Raw genomic sequence first — 19799 nt, forward strand, 5'->3', positions numbered from 1 at the left:
ACACTGCCTGCTTTCCCGAGAGGGGCTTGTGAGACTCTGAGGATCCTGGGTAACCAGCCATCGCAGAGCCAGACAGGGCCGGGGCTATGTCGAACCGACCTGTTTGAGACGGCGCTATTGTGGCGAGGGAGCTTGCTCCCGCTGGGTCGCGAAGCGGCCCCAAAAGAAAGGACTGCTACGCAGTCCAGCGGGAGCAAGCTCCCTCGCCACAGGTTATTCATTGCTCGCAGCGTTTATTTATCTGCCGGGCATTGCCTCGTTACGACCAGCGCCGAAAGATCAGCGACGTATTAACCCCGCCAAACGCAAAGTTGTTGTTCATCACGTATTGGTTGCTCATCTGCCGGAACTCGCCGCGCAGGTAATCGAGTTTGCCGCAGTGCGGGTCGACGTCGTCGAGGTTGAGGGTGTGGATGTACAGGTCGCGGTTCATCATTTCGATGCTGAACCAGGATTCCAGCGCACCGCAGGCTCCGAGGGTGTGGCCGAGGAAACTCTTTTGCGAGCTGATCGGCATGTGCTCGCCGAACAACGTGCTTGTTGCCAGTGTTTCGGCAATGTCGCCCTGTTCAGTGGCGGTGCCGTGACCATTCACATAGCCGATGTCGGAAGGCTGCAGCCCGGCGTCTTCCAGGGCCAGTTCCATGGCCCGGCGCATGGTGACCTGCTCTGGGCGGGTGGCGTGCTGGCCGTCGGCGTTGCTGCCGAAACCGACGAGTTCGGCGTGGATGTGCGCACCGCGAGCCAAGGCGTGTTCGAGTTCTTCGAGCACCAGCATGCCGCTGCCTTCACCGATCACCAGGCCATCGCGGCCACTGTCGTAGGGGCGCGGGGACGTCTGCGGGGCATCGTTTTTCAGGCTGGTGGCGTAGAGCGCATCGAAGACCATCGCTTCGGTGGGGCACAGTTCTTCGGCACCGCCGGCGAGCATCAATGGCAAGCGGCCGAACTTGACTGACTCGTAGGCGTAACCGATGCCCTGGCTGCCGCTGGTGCAAGCGCTGGAGGTGGGGATCAGTCGGCCGGTGAGGCCAAAGAAGATGCTGATGTTCGCCGCCGTGGTGTGCGGCATCATGCGCACGTAGGAGTTAGCGTTCAGGCCCTCGGCCACCGAGTTGAGCAGCATGTTGCCGAACGCCTTGATCTCGTCGGTGCTGCCGGTGGAGGAGCCGCAGGAAACGCCCATGCGCCCGTCCTTGATCGATTCGTCACCCAGCAGACCGGCATCGGCCAATGCCTGTTCCGCTGCACCGACCGCCAGGCGCGAGACCCGGCCCATGCTGCGCAATTGCTTGCGGGTCCAGTGGCTCGGCACTTTGAAGTCGTCGATCGGCCCCGCGAGGCGTGTGTTGAGTTCGGTGAAGCGATCCCACTCGTCCATCCGGCGGATACCGCTGCGGTTGGCCGCGAAGTTGGCGACGATGGTGGCCCAATCGCTGCCCAGTGAGGTGATGCCGGCCATGCCGGTGACGACGACGCGCTTCATCAGCACAGGCCTCCGTTGACGGCCAGAACCTGCCGGGTGATGTACGACGCTTCCGCCGACATCAGGAAATTCACCGCGCTGGCCACCTCTTCCGGTGTACCCATGCGTTGTGCGGGGATCATTTTCATCATTTCTTCCACCGGCACGTTTTCATCGAGCATCGCGGTGTCGATCAAGCCGGGTGCGACACAGTTAACGGTAATTTTGCGCTTGCCCAATTCAATCGCCAACGCCTTTGCCGCGCCGATCAAACCAGCCTTGGAGGCGCTGTAGTTGACCTGGCCACGGTTGCCGATCAACCCGGACACCGAGGTGATGCAAACAATCCGTCCGGCCGCGCGACGGCGAATCATCGGCATCATCACCGGGTGCAGCACGTTGTAGAAACCGTCGAGGTTGGTGCGCATCACCACGTCCCAATCATCCTCGGTAAGGGCTGGAAAAGCGCCGTCGCGCGTCAGGCCGGCGTTCAGCACCACGCCGTAATAGGCGCCGTGGGTTTCCACGTCGGCTTCGAGAATGGCTTTGCAGTTGGCGCGATCGGACACGTCGAATTGCACTATGCGCACGTTGCGCCCCAAGGCTTCGATTTCCGCCTTCACCGCTTCAGCGTCCGCCAGGCCGCTGCGGCAATGCAGCACGATGTCATGCCCGGCCTGGGCGAGGCGCAAAGCGATAGCACGGCCGATGCCACGGCTGGAACCGGTGATCAGTACGGATTCAGTCATGGCTGGGTTCCTTGGGTTTCATGAAGGTATTGGGCGGCCTGAGGCGGACGGAACACGTTCAGACGAGCGGTAGCGTGAATGCCGGGGGCGGTGATGTGGCATTCGAACACGCCCATGCCGTTGTCGTCCTCCAGCGAGCGGATGCCGTGGATAGTCAGCTCGGTGCCGACGGGGAAGTGTTCGACGTTGCATTCGAATTTGCGGGTGCCGAGCAGAAACCCCAGCTCCACCGCATCGCCTCGCTGGCGCGCGTGGCAACCGGCGTAGGCGGCGACGCTCTGGGCCATCAGTTCGATGCCGACCCAGGCCGGCAGGCTGCCGTCCGGGCGGTTGAACAGGCCATCGGGTCTGACCGTGAGACGGGTGTAAATCTGCTCGTCATCGAACGACAGGATCTGTTCGATGAAGATCATGTCGCCAGCGTGCGGCAGCAGTTCGGCGATCGGCCAGTCAATCATGGGGCGTCTCCGATAATCAGGCTGACGTTGTTACCACCGAAGGCAAAGGAATTGCTCATCAGATAGCGAGGTGCAATGGACGCCAGACGATCGGCCGGGGTCACCCATTTAAGGGCTGGCAAATCGGGGTCCGGTTGGCCGTCCCAGACGTGGGGCGGCAGGGCGTGCTCGCGGTTGCCTGCACTCAGGCTCAACCAGCAGAACGCCGCTTCCAGCGCGCCGGCCGCACCGAGGGTGTGGCCGGTCATGGGTTTGGTTGACGAACACGGCACCCCCGCCGGGAACAGCGTCGCCACCGCCAGGCTTTCCATGGCGTCGTTGTGTTGGGTGGCGGTGCCGTGCAGGTTGAGGTAATCGATCTGTTGCGGTTGCAGTTGGGCTCGGCTCAAGGCTTTGCGCATCGCTTGCAGGGCGCCGCGGCCGGTCGGCTCCGGTGCGGAAATGTGGTGGGCATCGGAGCTGGCGCCACTGCCGAGCAGGGCAATCGGCTGGCTGTCGCCGACATTTTTGCTCATCAAAAACAGCACCGCCGCTTCGCCAATATTGATGCCGTTTCGGTTCACCGAAAACGGGTTGCAGCGTTGCCCGGACACCGCTTCCAGCGCCGAAAACCCATTGAGGGTCAACTTGCACAGGCTGTCGACACCGCCGCACAGCACCGCGTCGCAAATGCCCAGGTCCAGCAGTCGCTGAGCACTCATCAGCGCTCGGGCGCTGGAGGTGCAAGCCGTGGAAATCACATAGGCCGGGCCGCTCAATTGCAGCCAGTCGGCGAGGAAGTTCGCCGGGGCGCCGAGTTCCTGTTGCTGATAGTCGTAACTGGCCGGGAACTGATGCTCGCGGATGTAATGGGCCAGGCCGCGACTGGCTTCGTCGATGCCCGAAGTGCTGGTGCCCAGGACGATACCGATGCGGTCGCGGCCGTAGGTCTGGATCGCCTGGTCAATGTCTTCGCGAATTTGCAGTGCGGCTTCCAGCAGCAATTGATTATTGCGGGTGTTTTGCGGCGCAAGCTCGGCCGGGATCGGCGCCAGTTCGCCTTGGACCGCGGCCACGGGCAGCGACCGTTCTGCCACCCAGCCGGCCTCATCACGCATGCCCGAACAATCACCGGCAAACAGGTTGCGGGCGACTTCGGACTTGTCACGGCCCAGGGCGCAGATCACCCCGAGGGCATTCAAGTAGGCCGTCATGGCGTCTCCCCGCTGAGCGGCGTGACTTGATATTTCGGGCCTTTGGGCAGGTTCAATTCAAAGCTCATGGGTTGTGAGTAGCGAACTTCCCAGTGCGCTGGCAAGGACCGTTGCGAGCCATGCTGCCACGCGGCGGGATAGTTGCCCGACAGTTCATCTTTAGGGGTCAGCGCAAACAGCAGCGCCGCGAACAGCTCTCGCGCTTCCGGATTGGGCGGCAGCAGACCGTCAGCCTGCCACTTGCCATCGACCAGTTTCTGGCGTGCCTGGGGAATGCCCAGCAAGTCCATCATCGACCAGCGAATGCCAGGGCCTTCACGCTGGATCACCAGCACCCAGTCCTGCCGTTGGTCGGCCACCAGACGCTGGATGTGCAATTGCAGCGGCAACGACAGGTTCGGGGTTTGCTCGGGCAAAGGCGCCCGGCTGGCACAGGCACTCAGCAACAGGACCGCGCCAAGCAGCAGAAATCGCAGAATGCCCGCTATCCCTGTGGGAGCGAGCCTGCTCGCGATGAGGGCACTGCATTCAACAGTTATGTTGGCTGACCCACCGCTATCGCGAGCAGGCTCGCTCCCACAGGTTTGAGTTGCACTGAACATCACACAACACCCTCAAGAGGTTTGCGCGCGACCACATTGACCAGGGTTTCTTCCCGTTGGCCGAAGGGCTTTGGCCGGCGCAGACCCAAGCGTTCAAACAGGCCGAAATCCTTGGCGCGGCTCCACCACAAGTATGGATAAGACACATTCTGCGAGCCGAGTTCGAAACCCTGCTGGCGAATCATGTCCAGGTACCCGGCGGCGCTCTTTTGCACGTGCATCGGATGACGGAACAACCAGCGGATCACCCAGGTATCAATGTAAGCCTCGGTGGATTCGGCGAACAGCAGATAGCCACCGGGTTTGAGCACGCGGTAGAACTCGGCCAGTGCCTGTTGTTGCTGCACCAGATGATGGAAGGTCTGGTGGCAGAACAGCAAATCGACGCTGGCGTCCGGGACGTTGATGCTCGCGCAGTCGCTGCCGATCAACTCCACCGCCATGCCCTGGCGGACGGCTTCTTCGCCGGCCAGGTTCAGGCTGTGCGGGTCGGCGTCCAGACCGATCAGGCGCTGGGGCGCGAAGGTCTGGCGCAGGTACTGGAACGACTTGCCCTGACCGCAACCGGCATCCAGCAGCACCGGGTTGCTCGGCGGTGTTTCGCTGAACAGGCTGCGCAAATCGGCGATTGCCACGCGCAAAACATGGTGCTGCCAGGTGTGGCTGCGCAGGAACCAGAAACCGAAGCGGGTCTCTTCGACGTAGGTGTCGCTCAAGTAGCTCATGTGGCGTCCTTTGCACAGAGCTCCGAGAGCATCCGCAGCCGACGCTTGGGTTCGGTGACGAACGGATTACGCTCGTCCCAGGCATAACCAGCAAGGATCGAACTGATCATGCGGCGAATATCCGGCGAGCCGCCCTCGAAATAAATCACATCCTGGAACGTCCCGGCGTACCAGCCTTCGACGTAGCAACGGAACGTGTCGACGCCGCGCTTGAGGGGGATGGCGAACTCAGTCTGCCAATCGACACTTTCGCCTTGCAGTTGGCGATGCAGCACCGCGGCGGCCATGCTCGCCGAGCGCATGGCGATGGTCACGCCGGAGGAGAACACCGGGTCGAGGAATTCCGCCGCGTTGCCGAGCAGGGCAAAACCTGGCCCATGGAGGGTTTTGACGTTGGCCGAGTAGCCGCCGATGGTTCGGGCAGGCGTGTCCCACACGGCGTTGTTCAGCACACCGGCCAGGCTTGGGGTTTCAGCGATGAACCCACGCAGGCAATCGTCCAGGTTCTCCATGCGGCCTTCGAAGTGTTCGGCTGCCGCGACCACGCCCACCGAACAACGGCCGTCGCTGAACGGGATGGTCCAGAACCAAATGTCGCGGTGGATCGGATGGGTGGTGATGAGGATTTTTTCCCGTTCGAAGGCCGGGTTGTCGATGTGGTCTTCGACGTGGGTGAACACGGCCTGGCGCACCGGGAAGTCCGACGGCGCTTCAAGGTCGAGCAGGCGCGGCAGCACACGGCCGTAGCCGCTGGCATCCAGCACGAAATCGGCTTCGACGCGGTACTGGCTGCCGTCTTCGCGAAGCACGTCCAGTTGCGGTTTCGCCAGGGTGAAATCGACGCTGACGATGGCTTCGCCGTAACGAACGTCCACCCCTTGCAGCGCGGCCTGATCGGCCAGCAGCTTGTCGAAATCGGCCCGCTGGACCTGGAAGGTGGTCGGCTTGCCATTGCTGAACGTCTCGCCGAAATCAAAGGCGCTGTATTGCTCGCCCCAAGCGAATGCCGCACCGTTTTTCAACTGGAATCCGGCGGCATTCACCGCCTCGAGCATGCCCGCTTCTTCGACGAAATCCAGGCAGTGGGACAGCAGGCTTTCACCGATGGAAAACCTTGGGAAATGCTGGCGTTCGATCATCAATACGTCATGGCCTTTGCGCTTGAGCAGCGCGGCGGCGATGGCGCCCGATGGACCTGCACCGATAACCACGACCTGACGATGTTCCATTTCAACTGTTGGCACGGGAGCTCCTTGCCGGGACGGCGATGTTCAGAGGGGTTCGGTGCATACCGGCGAGTGCCGGCAGCAGTGTCGCGATCAGGCCCATCACCATCAGCGCGAAGTACAGCGCCGGGGTGATGAGTTGTTGTTGCAGCAGCAGGTTGAGAAAGACGATCTCGCTCAACCCACGAATATTCAGCAAGACGCTTTCGCGCCAGCGGCTGGCACCCTCAAACGAGGCGCCGGCCCAGCCGAGGCCCAGCCAGTTGCCCAGCAGCTTACTGGCAATCGGGAACAGCAGCAGTGCCGCCAGTTGCACCCAGCCGAGGCTGGCCATGGCCGCGTGGACGTTGATTTGCACGATGCCGAACGTGAGGATCAGCGGGATCGCGATATACGTCTGCAAGTGACTCATCCAGATCACCGGCAACGGCAACACCAGCGGCACTTTGAGCGCGGCCATCCACAGCAGGTAACCGATGCCGAAAATCAGCGCATTGAGCTTGAAGTGTTCCGCCACGACCAGCAGCGCGAAGAAGCACGCGCTGTGCAGCAACGGTTGGCGCAAGCGCAGCAGACGCAACAGCAACGGCAGGCAAGCGCCGGCCAGCGGCAGCAACAGGCTGCTCAGGTGCAGGCTGCCCTGGGCGATGGCGAACAGGGTCCAGCAAGTGAGGTCGATCAGGATCGCGGTTTGCACCAGTCGCCGGGTGGCGGCAGGCGGGTATTTGATGTGCCGCAGGTACAAATACAACACCGGAATCGCGGTGATGGCGAACAGCAGGCCGACCGCCAGCGAACTGATCCAGGGTTGCGGCGGCAACAGCCAGACCGCTGTCGCGAGGCCGCAGGCAAACGGAATGCAGAAACTCGGCAGGGCGATTTTCAGGCTTTGACGGTCAAGTCGCAGGTCAATCACGTCACTGAGAATGTGCCCCAGCAACAAGGCAAAACCCAGGCTGTAGAGGTTTTTCAGCCAGACCGGCGCGACCAGCGCGGCGCCGCTCAATTGCCATTGGGGCTCGATCCAGAAGTACATCAGCAGCGGCAGGCCGAAGGTCGCCAGCAGCAACTGGCTGACAATCGGGATCACGCCGAAGTGACGCCCGACACGGGTGGCCACGGCGAACAGCGCCAGGGCCATGATCCAGAACACGACGATCATCATGTCGCCGACTCCGTGACCGGGGCAACGTGAACCTGGCGTCCGGCCCACGGCGCAAGAATGAAGCTGAATGCCAGCCCCAGGCTCACCGACAGACCGAAATTGCTCACCGCCGGCGTGCTGGACACCGCCAGCAAACCGAACGACAGCCAGGTGGTCAGCGCCGCCAGCAAGGTGCCCAGCAGGCTCACGGCAGCGCCGCCGACCTGTTCACGCATGAGGATCGCGTAATCGACGCTGATGGCCGTCACCAGCAGCAGGCCGAACAGGCTGAACAGCGTCAGCGGTTGGCCCATCCAGCCGAGACTGGCCAGGCTGCACAGTGCGGCCAACAGCGGCAGGGCGACGATTCGCAGGGCGCCGCCGAAACCGAACGGCAGGATCAGCACCAGCACGATCAACACGCAGGAAGCGAGTTTCAACTCTGCGGCACTGATCTGGGTGTCGGCGAACACCTTGTTCAACTCACCGAGGCGATCCACCAGTTCCACGCCCGGCAAATCCAGCGCCTGGACGCGCAGCAGAGAGGGGTTGTTCAAGCCTTGCAGACTGACCATCGCCGCTACGCCGTCCTCGGTCGGTCCCAGCCACAGCGGGCGATAGGGCTCGGCCAACGGACCGACCAGCGCCGCGTCGATGTCTTCGGTGGGCAGCGCCTGCAATTTCGTAAGCTCAGCTTGCAGCGCCTCGGCGGGCACGCCGACATCGAGCAGCGGTTGCCAGAACTGCGGCAACTTGTTCAGCGCTTCACGCACTTTGCGCTGTTCGGTGGGTTGGCTGACCAATTGATTGAGCGACAGATAACCCTGGAGTTTGTCCAGGTTGACCAACTGATCCAGCCGCTCGCTCAGCGCGGTTTGGCGTTCCAGCAGTTGCTGCTGATTGGCCGCGCGCACCAGGAAAAACTGGCTGGTGGGTTGATAGCCGGTGATGCGCGCAATGGTTTGTGCTTCGTCAGTCAGTTGCTGCGGCGCACCGACCCATTGGCGAATGTCGTTTTTGGTCTCGAGCTGCAACAGGCCGGCCACACAAAAGGCGATCAGCAGCGCCAGCAGCACCGGCGTACTCGCGAGTTTGAGCAGCGCTTCACGCCGCCCCAGCAAATACTCGGCTACCCGCAGCGGCCACTGCGCTGGACGCAAATCTGCGCCCTTGAGCAGCGCCGGCAGCAGGCACACCGCGGACAAATAAGCGCCGAGCAGACCCGCGGCAGAGAACACGGCGATTTGGGTCAGCGCCGGGAACGGTGTCCAGGCCAGGGCCAGGTAACCGATGCAACTGGTGATCAGGCTCAGCGTCAGGCCCGGCAACGTCAGGCGCAGGGCCGGCCAACTGTGCCAGGGTTTCAGGCTCCAGCTCTTGGACAGGTAATGCAGCGGGTAATCGACCGCTACGCCGATCAGGCTCGAACCGAGCACCAGTGTCATCACATGCATCCGGCCGAACAGCGCCACACAGGCCACCGCGCCGAAGAGCATGCCGACCAGCACCGGGACGAAGGCCAGCAACACCCGCCAGCGCCGGAAGGCCAGCAACAACAGCAACAGAATGCCCGCCGTGGCGCCGCCACCGACCCAGGTCATTTCCCGGGCGGCTTGCTTTTGCCCACTGGCCGCATAGAGCAAACCGCTGGCGGCAAGCAATTGGACGTTGGCGTGGGCGGCTTCTTCACGGCTGTGCTGGAGCAGGTCGGCCACTTGCAGCGGCAGGTTCATGTCGAAGGCGTTGCCCGTGGTGCGCGAGCGCAGCAGCACCCAACTCTTGCCGTCGGCATCGGCCACCAGCGCACCGCTGCCGATGTCCAATTGCACCGAACCGCGCTGCGGCTGGCTGTTCTGGATGCGTCCGGTCAGGCCCAGCCAGTCATCCTGGCTCGGCACCAGACTGAAACCGGTGAAGGGGTCGAACAGCGCTTGGACTCGCTGCTGGATAAAGGCGTCGGGATGCTCGATCAGTTGCTGTCGGTCAGCCGCTGACAACATCGCGAGTCGGCCATTGAGCAACTGCGTGCGCAGCGCCGGCAAGTCGGCTTGCAGGTTCCACTGGACCTTCTCGAACAAGCCGCTCGCCTGCCATTGCTCACCCAGTTTCTGCGCCATCGCGACCGCTTGCTGGCGATCGGTGTGACCGACCAGCACCAGCATTTCGCGGTTCAGTGGTTCTTGCATGCGCTGTTCGGCGCGCAGTTCCAGCGGGTCTGGCGCCGTGCCCGGCACCAGTTCCATCAGGTTGGCCGACAGCGGGGCGCCGTCACGCCATTGCCAGCCGGCGAGCGCAAGCACCGCCAGCAGCAGGATCAGAAACAGCCATGGAAGCTTCCGTTCACTCGGCAAAGTCATGTTGCTCCGCGTCGCTCAACGGTTGGGCGCTGGTGACGTCCTGCATGCGCAAGAGGGTGCTGTCGCCTTGGGTTTCGAGCAGCTCGATGCTGTGCACCAGTTCGCCGCCGGCAATGTTGATCTGCGTGAACACCTGCTTGAGCAGCATGGAGCGCGGGGTCAGCGTCAGCTTCCAGTTCTGTGCATCGCCGCTCAGTGAAAGCTCGAAATCCCGTTGCAGCCCGCTGCTGTCGCCTTGCAGGACGGCAAGGAACAAACGGTTCTGCTCAGCGCCGGCACTCTTGCTCGGCAGCATTTGCCAACCGTTGGCGTCACGTCGGGCAATGCCTTTGTCGCTGATGCGGTAATCCTGTTGCAGGGGGCTTTTCAGCAGCCAGAGCAAACCGTGGTTTTTAGCGAGGACGAAAGTGCCCTTGCTGGTCAGCGGCTGGGGCAGGGCACGCAGGTGCTTTTCCTGGATGAAGCTGCCGTGGATCACGTCAGGTTTTGCCAATTGATCGCTCAACTGCTGCAAATCAAAAGCCTGCGCCAACGAAGAAAAACCCAACGCCAATACCAGCGCCACCACGAACCTGTAGCAGCTGGCGAAGCCTGCGTCGGCCGGTCCGCGCTCGGGCGCAGCAGTCGCCCTGGGTTTCTTCTGATAGACCGCATGTGCAGGTTTTGCGACGGCTTCGCCGCCGAACGCAGCCTCGCGGGCTCGGCAGCTGCTACAAAGGGTTTTCAGCAGGTTCATGCGAGCACCCTTTCAACGGCGTCGGTGAAGACCCTGGGTGAGGCCAACTGCATTTCGCGGCTGCTCATGTCGACGGCGACCTGCACGGAACTGGCGCGGGTCAAGCGTTCGCCGGTTTGCAGATCGCTGATCAGGTAGCTGATCTTCAGACGGTTCTCCCATTCCACCAGATTGGCCCGCACGTTGAGCTTTTGGCCGAACACGGCGCCGCGCACATAACGCAATTGCAGATCGATCACCGGCCAGGCGTAACCCGACTCGACCATGGCCGTGTAGTTGTGGCCGATCTTGTCCAGCAGCGCGCAGCGGGCGACTTCCAGGTATTTGACGTAATGGCCGTGCCAGACGACGTTCATCGTGTCGACATCAAAGAACGGCACGAGGATTTCCGTATCGGTGTGAAGCACTCCCTTGCTACGCATGCAGCCTCCAGTGTTGCTCGGCGATGCGGTGCAGACACAGGCGCAGTTCACCTTCCAGCGCGCGGTCTTCGATGACTGGCGGGAAGTCCTTGGCCAACTCTTCGTGCATGGCGGCCAGGGCTGGCGGCAATGGTCGTGCATCCTCGGCCTTGCTGCGCAGCCAGACGCCTTGGTTGGCGGCCAGCAGGGTGGCGGCGGCGACCTGTTCGGTCAGCTCCAGCACACGGATCGCATCGCGGGCGGCGATGGTGCCCATGCTCACTTTGTCCTGGTTGTGGCATTCGGTGGAGCGCGAGAAGACGCTGGCCGGCATGGTGTTTTTCAGCGCTTCGGCGGTCCAGGCACTGGTGCCGATCTGCACGGCTTTGAAGCCATGGTTGAGCATCGCCCGATCCGCGCTGGCGCCGGACAGGTTGCTCGGCAAACCGTGGTTGTAACGCTCGTCCACCAGCAGGGCGAGTTGACGATCGAGCAGGTCGGCGACGTTGGCCACCAGGTTTTTCAGGCTGTCCATGGCGAACGCAATGTGGCCGCCGTAGAAGTGCCCGCCGTGCAGCACGCGCTCGGCTTCGGCGTCGATGATCGGGTTGTCGTTGGCGCTGTTGAGCTCGATCTCGATGAACGAGCGCAGCCAGTTCAGGCTGTCGGCCAATACGCCGAGGACGTGGGGTGCGCAACGCAGGGAATAGCGGTCTTGCAGACGATGCAGCGGCGCGGTCGGCGCGTCGATCGCCAGATCCTTGCGCAGCCACGCGGCGACTTGCATTTGCCCCGGATGCGGTTTAGTCGCGAACAGGCGCTCGTCGAAGTGCTCGGGGTTGCCTTGCAGGGCGACCACGTTCAACGCGGTGATGCGCGTGGCCAGTTGCAGCAGGTAATCGGCGCGGGCATAGGCCAGGCACGCGAGGCCGGTCATGACGGCGGTGCCGTTCATCAAGGCGAGGGCTTCTTTGGGGCGCAGTACCAGCGGCTCCCAGCCGAGTTCGCGGTGTACGTCGGCCGCTTGCCAGCGCTCGCCACGGAACATCACTTCACGCTCGCCGGACAACGTCGCGGCGACGTAAGACAACGGCGTCAGATCACCGCTGGCGCCCACCGAGCCCTCTTCCGGGATCAGCGGCAGAATGTCGTGTTCGAGGAAGGCTTGCAGGCGTTCCAGCAGTTCCACGCGCACCCCGGACACGCCGTGGCACAACGACTGCAAACGCGCCGCCAGCACCGCGCGAGTGGCCTGCGCATCAAGCAGTTTGCCCAGGCCGCAGCCGTGGAAGGTGTACAAATGACGAGGCAATGCCTCGACGTGATGCAGCGGCACCGCGACCACACAGGAATCGCCGTAACCGGTGGTCACGCCGTAGATCACGCCTTCCTTGTCCAGCAGGGAGTCCAGGAATCGCGCACCCTTGGCGATACGCTCACGGTACGCAGGGTCGCTTTGCAACTGCGTCGGCACCTGACGGTTGGCCAGGGCCAGCACGTCTTCGATGCGCAAAGGGAGTTCGCCGAAGGTTACCGGCTCAAGCGTTGGCGTCGTCATCGGTCTTCCAGAAAGGGTAAAAGTTGAACCATTGTCGGGGCGCTTCAAGGCAATAGTGACCCAAGCGTTCGGCATAGCGGGAAGCCCACTGATGAATGACCTGCTCGCGGTCGCTGCGCTTCCACACCACGGCGTCGGCGAACGGTTCGAGGGTCAGTCGATAGTCGCCCGTCGGCTTCTTCAGGCACAGCATCAGGTTGATCGGGCATTTCAGCAGACCGGCCAGCAACCAGGGCCCCTGCGGGAACGCAGCTGGATGGCCGAGGAAATCCACCGTCACGCTACGCCCGCCGTGCAGCGGCACGCGATCGCCGGCAATCGCCAGCCATTCGCCGCGTTCCAGGCGCTCATGGAGTTGCAGCATGATCAGCGGGTCCAGCTCGCTGACCTGAATCAGGCGCAAATTGGTCGCGCCGGCTTCACCGAGCAAGCGGTTGAATTGCTCGGCGTGCTTGGTGTGCACCAGCACGTTCATCGTGACTTTTTCGCCGATCTCGGCCAGCGCACGGCAGACCTCGAGATTGCCCAGATGCGCGCCTACCAGCATCTGCCCGCGGGTGCCGCGCAGTTGATTGCGCAGCAAGGCCGGGTCGATGATTTCGATCTGTTCGATGCTCAACTTGCCGTTCCAGACGTCGAGCTTGTCGAGCATCGAGTCGGCGAAGGCCATGAACTGGCTGAAGACTCGCCAATGGCTCGGGCGCAATTCGTTGCGACCACTCCAGTCGGCGAGCCGTTGCTGGTATTGCCAGGCGCTGTGACGGGCGCTGCGCCCGAACAGGAAAAAATACAGGACGATGCCGTACAGCAGCGGGCTCAGCAGTCGACGGCCGAGCACTTTGGCGCAGAATGCGGTGAATTTCATCAGCCAGAAACTGCCGCGCTCCTGGCGGTCAGCCCAGTGCTTTTTATCGGCGTCAGTGCTCATGCTCGCCACCGTCGCCAGAGAATCACTGGCGCCCGCAGCAACATGCCAAAGAACAACCGGGTGTGCATGCTCGTAATCAGCACGTTGTCGTAGAACAGGCGGAAATGCGAGACGCCATCCAGCGGGTAACGGACGTTGGTTTGCAGCCATTGCATGGGCAGATTGCGCCAGGCCAGTCGTACCAGAATGTCCGAGTCGAAGTCCATGCGCTTGCCGATCTTCGCCGAATCGATCAGCGCCAGGGTCGGTGGTAACGGATAGACGCGGAAGCCGCACATGGAATCGCGAATCTGCAACGACAGGGTGTTGATCCAGACCATGACGTGAGTCAGGTAGCGGGCGTACAGGCGACCTTTCGGCACGCTGGCGTCGTACCGCGGATAGCCGCAGATCACCGCGTCGGGATGGGCGCGTGACAGTTCGATAAAGGTCTGGACGTCTTGCAAGTCATGCTGGCCGTCGGCGTCCACCTGCAGGGCGTGGCTGAAGCCCAGGCGCGAGGCTTCGCGCATGCCGGTCATGACAGCGCCACCCTTGCCCTGGTTGGCGCCGAGCCGGATCAGGAACACTTTGTCGCGCAGGGCCAGTTGATCGAGCACTTTTGCACAAGGTTTATCGCTCGCATCGTCCACCAGAATGCATGGCAGGTTGCTGGCGAGCAGCGCTTCAACCACCGTGGTGATGGCGGTTTCGTGGTTGTAGACCGGGACGATTGCGCAGGGGTTATGCATGTTGGCTCACACCTGAAAGACCGAGGTGCCTGCATCGCGAGCAGGCTCGCTCCCACAGGGGATTCGTGCAGGGCGCAGATCCAGTGTGGGAGTGAGCCTGCTCGCGATTGAGTGCGCAGCACTCACTGAGGTTATGCATCGCCTGCCGCCTCCAGCAAGATCCGCCCACTGGAGCAGGTCGCGGTCTCGTTGCGATAGGTGAAATACAACTTGCTGCGCGTCGGATCGAAGCGCAGGTGCAGTTGGACTTCATCGCCGGGGCGTACCAGTTGCTGGAATTTCAGCACTTCCATGCCAGCGAATTTTGCCGGCAGGTTCATCAGTTGTTGACCCAGCGTCAACGCCCATTCCACTTGCACCACCCCGGGCAATACCGGCGTCTGGGGGAAGTGGCCGCTGAAGTAGGCGAGGTCGGGTGGTACCGCCAGTTGCAGGTTCCATTCGCCATCGATTTCGAGCTGATCCAGCACTTCCGGCGCCTTTGGACGCGGCGCCAGCAGCAGGGTTTCAACGGTGGCTTGGGGCAGTTTGCCCTGAGCGTTCAGCGGCAGTTGCCGCAGCAGGCGCCAGCGTCGTGGCAGGGCCAGGGCTTCGCAATGCTGGTGCAGATGCTGACGCAGTTCTTGCGTGAGGGTGCGTCGACCCTGATTGCGCAAGGCATGCAGGCCTGATTCGGTCAGCACCAGCAGCGCACCTAATGAGGCGCGGTTTTCCTGAACCACGCCAAGACGCGCTTCGGCGACCCAGTCGTGGGCCATCAGTGCCTGTTCCAGCATCGGGAGCGAGATACGTTTTTCTTCCAGTTTGACGATCCGGTCCAGCCGTCCGAGCAGTTCGAAACGGCCGTCGGCAGCGATTCGCGCGGCATCCGCAGTGTGTTCGATATGCCCGGGAGGCAAGTACGGCGAAGCAATGAGCAGGGCGCCGTCGCTGTCCTGGCTCAACTCGATTCCAGCAAAGGCCTGCCAGAGCGCGTGGCCCTGACGCCAGGCGATACCGCCGGTTTCCGAACTGCCGAGGATCTCTGTCGGCCATTGCTGCAGGCGTTGCTGAAGGCTATGTGCAGCCTCGGCCGGCAAGGCACCGCCGGAGGAAAACACTCGGCGAACCGCACTTAATGCAGGCCAGTCGAGGTTGTCGCCCATGCGCTTGAGCAGCGCCGGGCTGGCGACCCAGGCAAACGCCGGGTGTCCGCGGCTGGCGCGCTGCAGGTCTTCAGGGAATGCCAGTTGCTTGCGCACAAACGAGCGTCCGGCGCACAGCGGCCACAGCACTCGAAACAATAATCCGTAGATATGTTGAGTGGCGACGCTGCCGATGATGCAAGCCGCGCCAAGATCGGCACCCCAGAGCTGTTCCAGCGCTTCGACTTCATTGGCCAGTTGGCGCAGGGTTTTGTCGATGCGCTTGGGCTCGCCGCTGGAGCCGGACGTGCACAGGCTCAGCGAACAGCGATCCAGATCCAGTGCAGCCGCGATCAACGGCGGGTGCCGGTAGTCGCTCAGGTGTGCGTCATCGGCCTGATCGGTCAGCCACAGATCGACTTCGGTCGACCAGCGCTGGCGAGTCTGGGCTTGCAGGTCTGCGGGCAGCAGCACGCTGACCCCGGCGCGCCAGGCACCGAGCAGGGCAATCGCCAGGTCAGCGGCGTCTTCAAGGTGCACGGCAATACGCCGCACACCCTGGGCTTGCAGGCCCGCGGCGAGGATTAAAGCCTGTTCGCACAGCTGAGCGTGGTTCAGGGTCGGTTCGGCCGTCACGGCACGTTCCGGTTGTGCCTTGAGCAACAGGTGCTCAAGTTTTATCCAATTCATGGGTGGCCTCGTACCCGTTGTCGTATAAGCCATTCAATGGCAAACAGCAGGCCCATCAATCCGTAGGAAATCAGGCCGGTGTACAACATCCACCAACTTAGCGGCGCCCAAAGGGTCAGGGCGGCAGCGAGCAAACCATTACAGAAGAAAAACACGCACCAGACGATCGTCACCTTGCGGGTATAAACAATCGCCTTGGCCGGCAGTTGCGGCTCGCGCAAACGCGCCAGGCGTTCGATGATCGGCGGGCCAACGATCAAGCTCAGGCCAAACAGGCCGAGCATGAACGCACTGATCAGCACCGGGTACCAGCGCAACAACAGCGGGCTGTCGAACAACGCCAGCAACAGGCAAAAGGCAATCGCGGTGATCGCCATCCACAGACTGCCAGGCTTGCGCGTACCGAACAGCGCCCGGGCCAGCCACAGGCTGCCCAGCAGCAGGCCGAACTGCCACGGCGCGAAATGTTCCATGCCGAAATACACCGCGAAGGGGTACAGCAGGCCCGCCAGCAGCAGGCCGAGGCCGATCAGTCGGCTCATGCGGCTGGCTGAACCAGACGGTAGACCGCCTCGACCACGTCGCTGACGGTACGCACCGACTTGAACTCTTCGGCAGCGATTTTCTTGCCGGTCTGGCGCTTGATGTGATCGATCAGGTCGACCGCGTCAATGCTGTCGATTTCCAGGTCCTGATACAGGTTGGATTCGAGGCTTACACGCTCCGGCTCCAGCTCGAAGAGTTCGACCAGAGCATCGCGCAGGGTGTTGAAGATGTCGTCACGAGTTTGCATGGTCCGGTCTCAAGCTGCCTGTTTTGCGGTGACGAACGCCGCAAGGCTCGCCACGTTGCTGAAGTGATTGCGAGTGTCCTTGGCGTCGGCATCGATTTTGATGCCGTATTTTTTCTGGATGGCCAGGCCGAGTTCCAGAGCGTCTACCGAATCCAGGCCCAAGCCTTCGCCGAACAGCGTCTGGTCGTCGCCGATGTCTTGTGCGCTGATGTCTTCAAGGCCCAGGGCGTCGATGATCAGTTCTTTGATTTCACGGTGTAGATCGCTCATCTTCGGCGAGCTCCTTAATGTAGTAGTGATGCAAATAGTCATTGAGCTTGCGCGAGGCCTGAGGAGCAGGGCCCAGCGAGGCAAAGGCTTGTGGATCTATATCGGCCCCGACACGGAAACTGAAGTGCACACGGCGTTTGGGGATCCGATACCAAGGCTCGGCCTTGGTCAATGTGGTCGGGTTGACCTTGATGATCACGGGGGTGAGGATTTTCGCACCGCGCAGAGCGATTGCCGCAGCACCCCGATGAAAGGCGGGTGCCTGGCCGGGCTGAGTGCGGGTGCCTTCGGGAAAGATGATCAGGGTCTGGCCGCTTTTCAGCGCGTCGGCAGCGGCATCGAGCATGTCCATGCTGCCGTCGTTGCTGATGTATTCGATGCAGCGTAGCGGGCCGCGGGTAAAAGGGTTCTCCCAGAGGCTTTTCTTGACCACGCAGTTGGCGTGGCGCACCAGGCCGATCAAGAACACCACATCGATCAGCGACGGGTGATTGGCAATGATCATTTGCCCCGGCCGACCGAGTTTTTCGGCGCCCTGAATGTCGTAAGTCAGCACGCCGGTACGCGCCATGAACCGTACAAAAAACCAGAACAGGCGGGCGACGGTGTGCCGTGCTCGCCGCCGGTGTGTCCGGGCATCGCCGGGCAGGCAATTGAGCAGCGGGAAAACCACAAGCCGCAGGCACAGGCCGCCCAACCCGAACAGGGCGAAGCTTGCGGCGGTAGCCAGCAGGCGCCAGTAATAGGCGTCGCGGTTTTTTTCGGTTACAGGTTGCGTTGCCAGGTCCATACACGATTTTTCCAGGCATGTTGGCAGGTGGTCTGCTGGCCGAGCAGGGTACGCAATAGGTTCAAGGCATGGGGCCATTGGGCTTTGGACAACTCATCCGAGGCGCTGTTCAGGGACAACTGCCAGTCGTTTCCGGGGGTGATCAGCAGGCCGACCGCATAAGGGAACGGCACGTCGTCGATCCATGTCGAGTAGGCCTTGGGCGGTTGCTCTTCGGTGACGATCAGCAGTACCGCGGGAGCGCCCTCGGCGAGCAAGGCTGCTGCCTCTAGCATGCCGTGTTCAAGGCCGTCGCCGGCTGCTGCGAGGGCTGTCATTTCGCTGGTTTCGCCGCGCAGGATCGACCACAGGCCGATGATCGCGTTGTGCACGGACAGGCTGAATTGAGTCGGCGACAGCGGCTGATCAGTAGCCAGGTCGCTGAGAATCTCGAAAGTGCGCGGGGTTTCGCCGTGGCGCGAAATAAAGACCAACGGTAGGTCCTGGTGGCCATCGGCCAATGGCCAGCCAACGCTGAACGCCATCCGCGCCAGACGACTGAGTCGCCGGCGCTGCATGGCCGGCAGAAACGAGACGTCGGGTGCGGCATCGCTGCTCGCAAGCACGACCGGTTGTCGGCTCCAGGCTTGCCAATCGTCCACGCTTTCGAGCCCAGGGGCCCACGCGCGCCATTGGGCGATGTTGAAATTGATCACAGACATTCATCCCGCCCCTGCGGGCTTCCTTGACGCGGCGAGTCGCAAAAAACGCGAACTACCTTACGGAGCGCTGAGCGCTGAGTGGTGCGCATTATCCCGTTGCAGCGGGCGTGTAGCAAATGATGGTTACATTTTGCTCAATGAAATGTACCGGTTGGTTCGTGCGCGGATGTCACTTGGCCATTATCCACATCGTAGTGAGCCTGTCTGTCGGCTCTAATCGGAGATCAACGACAGAGTCAGCGGCTTTTTTACTGAGAGATTGCCGATGACTGTGTAGTCCCGATGCCAGCGAGGTAGCTAAGCAGCGCCGTGGACTACTACACTCGGTCATTCTTTGATACACGGAGGTTTTGACATGCGGCGCGTGGTGTTCAATCAGAAAGGTGGCGTAGGCAAATCCAGCATTGCCTGCAATCTGGCGGCGGTCAGTGCCAGCGAGGGTTATCGCACCCTATTGGTGGATCTCGATGCCCAGGCCAACTCCACTCAGTACCTGACGGGCCTCACCGGTAATGACATTCCTATGGGTATTGCCGATTTTTTCAAGCAGACCCTGTCATCCGGACCGTTCTCCAAGAAAAACCAGGTCGATATCTACGAAACCCCGTTCGACAACCTCCACGTCATCACGGCCACCGCCGAGCTGGCTGACTTGCAGCCCAAGCTTGAGGCCAAGCACAAGATCAACAAGCTGCGCAAATTGCTCGAAGAGCTGAGCGGCGATTACGACCGGATCTACCTCGATACACCGCCAGCGTTGAATTTTTACGCGGTATCTGCACTGATTGCCGCTGATCGCGTACTGATTCCCTTCGATTGCGACAGCTTTTCGCGTCAGGCGCTGTACGGCCTGTTGGCGGAAATCGAAGAATTGAAGGATGACCACAACGAAGGCCTGGAAGTCGAAGGGATTGTCGTCAACCAGTTCCAGGCTCGCGCCAGTCTGCCCCAGCAAATCCTCGACGAACTGATCGCCGAAGGTTTGCCGGTATTACCGGTGTACCTGGGCAGTTCGGTGCGCATGCGTGAATCCCACCAGGCCAACACGCCGCTGATTCACCTCGATCCGCGTCATAAGCTGACGCAGCAATTCGTCGATCTGCACAACTTGCTGGAAAATGCCTGATTGCGTGGATGACGCCCAATCACTGTGGGAGT

The 19799-nt window shown here is 61.9% G+C and carries 21 protein-coding genes; 1 reads left to right on the plus strand and 20 read right to left on the minus strand.

The annotated features are described in order from the left end of the window. Positions 1–259 precede the first annotated feature (259 nt). The 20 genes from ACQ4OB_RS07220 to ACQ4OB_RS07315 form a co-directional block, all read right to left on the minus strand. On the minus strand, positions 260–1486 hold the full coding sequence (locus tag ACQ4OB_RS07220) for a beta-ketoacyl-ACP synthase (RefSeq protein WP_430955365.1): 1227 nt from the start codon (positions 1484–1486) through the stop codon (positions 260–262). After that, complete coding sequence (gene fabG, locus ACQ4OB_RS07225; protein ID WP_008149595.1) at positions 1486–2214, minus strand: 3-oxoacyl-ACP reductase FabG; 729 nt, start codon at positions 2212–2214, stop codon at positions 1486–1488. The genes ACQ4OB_RS07220 and fabG overlap by 1 nt, the downstream gene beginning before the upstream one ends. Further along, the gene (locus tag ACQ4OB_RS07230) at positions 2211–2672 is read right to left on the minus strand and encodes a hotdog family protein (RefSeq protein WP_102615670.1); all 462 of its coding nucleotides are present in this window, start codon (positions 2670–2672) and stop codon (positions 2211–2213) included. The genes fabG and ACQ4OB_RS07230 overlap by 4 nt, the downstream gene beginning before the upstream one ends. Further along, positions 2669–3865, minus strand: a complete 1197-nt coding sequence (locus ACQ4OB_RS07235) for a beta-ketoacyl-[acyl-carrier-protein] synthase family protein (RefSeq protein WP_430955366.1) — start codon at positions 3863–3865, stop codon at positions 2669–2671. Before ACQ4OB_RS07235 ends, ACQ4OB_RS07230 begins: the two co-directional genes overlap by 4 nt. Then, positions 3862–4467, minus strand: coding sequence for a hypothetical protein (locus ACQ4OB_RS07240; protein ID WP_074872945.1), 606 nt, complete (start codon positions 4465–4467; stop codon positions 3862–3864). Before ACQ4OB_RS07240 ends, ACQ4OB_RS07235 begins: the two co-directional genes overlap by 4 nt. Next, on the minus strand, positions 4467–5192 hold the full coding sequence (locus tag ACQ4OB_RS07245; RefSeq protein ID WP_430955367.1) for a class I SAM-dependent methyltransferase: 726 nt from the start codon (positions 5190–5192) through the stop codon (positions 4467–4469). The genes ACQ4OB_RS07240 and ACQ4OB_RS07245 overlap by 1 nt, the downstream gene beginning before the upstream one ends. Next, on the minus strand, positions 5189–6436 hold the full coding sequence (locus tag ACQ4OB_RS07250; protein ID WP_076028925.1) for an NAD(P)/FAD-dependent oxidoreductase: 1248 nt from the start codon (positions 6434–6436) through the stop codon (positions 5189–5191). Before ACQ4OB_RS07250 ends, ACQ4OB_RS07245 begins: the two co-directional genes overlap by 4 nt. Then, positions 6423–7580, minus strand: a complete 1158-nt coding sequence (locus ACQ4OB_RS07255) for a sodium:proton antiporter (RefSeq protein WP_430955376.1) — start codon at positions 7578–7580, stop codon at positions 6423–6425. Before ACQ4OB_RS07255 ends, ACQ4OB_RS07250 begins: the two co-directional genes overlap by 14 nt. Continuing rightward, entirely contained in the window at positions 7580–9919 is a 2340-nt protein-coding gene (locus ACQ4OB_RS07260) for an MMPL family transporter (RefSeq protein WP_430955368.1), read from the minus strand. The genes ACQ4OB_RS07255 and ACQ4OB_RS07260 overlap by 1 nt, the downstream gene beginning before the upstream one ends. Beyond that, positions 9903–10655 carry an outer membrane lipoprotein carrier protein LolA gene (locus ACQ4OB_RS07265; RefSeq protein ID WP_430955369.1) on the minus strand — a complete coding sequence of 251 codons (753 nt, stop codon included), beginning with the start codon at positions 10653–10655 and terminating at the stop codon, positions 9903–9905. Before ACQ4OB_RS07265 ends, ACQ4OB_RS07260 begins: the two co-directional genes overlap by 17 nt. Then, positions 10652–11077 (minus strand): acyl-CoA thioesterase, encoded by a 426-nt coding sequence (locus ACQ4OB_RS07270; protein ID WP_074872960.1) that lies wholly within the window; start codon positions 11075–11077, stop codon positions 10652–10654. The genes ACQ4OB_RS07265 and ACQ4OB_RS07270 overlap by 4 nt, the downstream gene beginning before the upstream one ends. After that, positions 11070–12614: an HAL/PAL/TAL family ammonia-lyase gene (locus ACQ4OB_RS07275; protein WP_076028922.1), complete on the minus strand. Its 1545-nt coding sequence runs from the start codon at positions 12612–12614 to the stop codon at positions 11070–11072. Before ACQ4OB_RS07275 ends, ACQ4OB_RS07270 begins: the two co-directional genes overlap by 8 nt. Beyond that, a complete protein-coding gene (locus ACQ4OB_RS07280) occupies positions 12595–13542 on the minus strand; it encodes a glycosyl transferase (RefSeq protein WP_430955370.1) in 948 nt (315 codons plus the stop codon). Before ACQ4OB_RS07280 ends, ACQ4OB_RS07275 begins: the two co-directional genes overlap by 20 nt. Next, a complete protein-coding gene (locus ACQ4OB_RS07285) occupies positions 13539–14273 on the minus strand; it encodes a glycosyltransferase family 2 protein (RefSeq protein WP_430955371.1) in 735 nt (244 codons plus the stop codon). Before ACQ4OB_RS07285 ends, ACQ4OB_RS07280 begins: the two co-directional genes overlap by 4 nt. Before the next feature lie 131 nt (positions 14274–14404). Next, the gene (locus ACQ4OB_RS07290; RefSeq protein WP_430955372.1) at positions 14405–16087 is read right to left on the minus strand and encodes an AMP-binding protein; all 1683 of its coding nucleotides are present in this window, start codon (positions 16085–16087) and stop codon (positions 14405–14407) included. Then, positions 16084–16629, minus strand: coding sequence for a hypothetical protein (locus tag ACQ4OB_RS07295; RefSeq protein ID WP_074872973.1), 546 nt, complete (start codon positions 16627–16629; stop codon positions 16084–16086). Before ACQ4OB_RS07295 ends, ACQ4OB_RS07290 begins: the two co-directional genes overlap by 4 nt. After that, complete coding sequence (locus tag ACQ4OB_RS07300) at positions 16626–16880, minus strand: acyl carrier protein (RefSeq protein WP_028622164.1); 255 nt, start codon at positions 16878–16880, stop codon at positions 16626–16628. Before ACQ4OB_RS07300 ends, ACQ4OB_RS07295 begins: the two co-directional genes overlap by 4 nt. Positions 16881–16889: 9 nt before the next feature. Further along, positions 16890–17150: a phosphopantetheine-binding protein gene (locus ACQ4OB_RS07305; RefSeq protein ID WP_008149626.1), complete on the minus strand. Its 261-nt coding sequence runs from the start codon at positions 17148–17150 to the stop codon at positions 16890–16892. Then, positions 17131–17940: a lysophospholipid acyltransferase family protein gene (locus ACQ4OB_RS07310; RefSeq protein WP_102615661.1), complete on the minus strand. Its 810-nt coding sequence runs from the start codon at positions 17938–17940 to the stop codon at positions 17131–17133. Before ACQ4OB_RS07310 ends, ACQ4OB_RS07305 begins: the two co-directional genes overlap by 20 nt. Then, complete coding sequence (locus tag ACQ4OB_RS07315; protein ID WP_430955373.1) at positions 17916–18641, minus strand: beta-ketoacyl synthase chain length factor; 726 nt, start codon at positions 18639–18641, stop codon at positions 17916–17918. The genes ACQ4OB_RS07310 and ACQ4OB_RS07315 overlap by 25 nt, the downstream gene beginning before the upstream one ends. Positions 18642–18996: 355 nt before the next feature. On the opposite strand from ACQ4OB_RS07315, the gene ACQ4OB_RS07320 reads away from it, so the two are divergent. Continuing rightward, positions 18997–19767, plus strand: coding sequence for a ParA family protein (locus tag ACQ4OB_RS07320; RefSeq protein ID WP_074872981.1), 771 nt, complete (start codon positions 18997–18999; stop codon positions 19765–19767). Positions 19768–19799: the final 32 nt, after the last annotated feature.

Source organism: Pseudomonas sp. ES4 (assembly GCF_050586665.1).
Classification (GTDB): Bacteria; Pseudomonadota; Gammaproteobacteria; order Pseudomonadales; family Pseudomonadaceae; genus Aquipseudomonas; species Aquipseudomonas frederiksbergensis.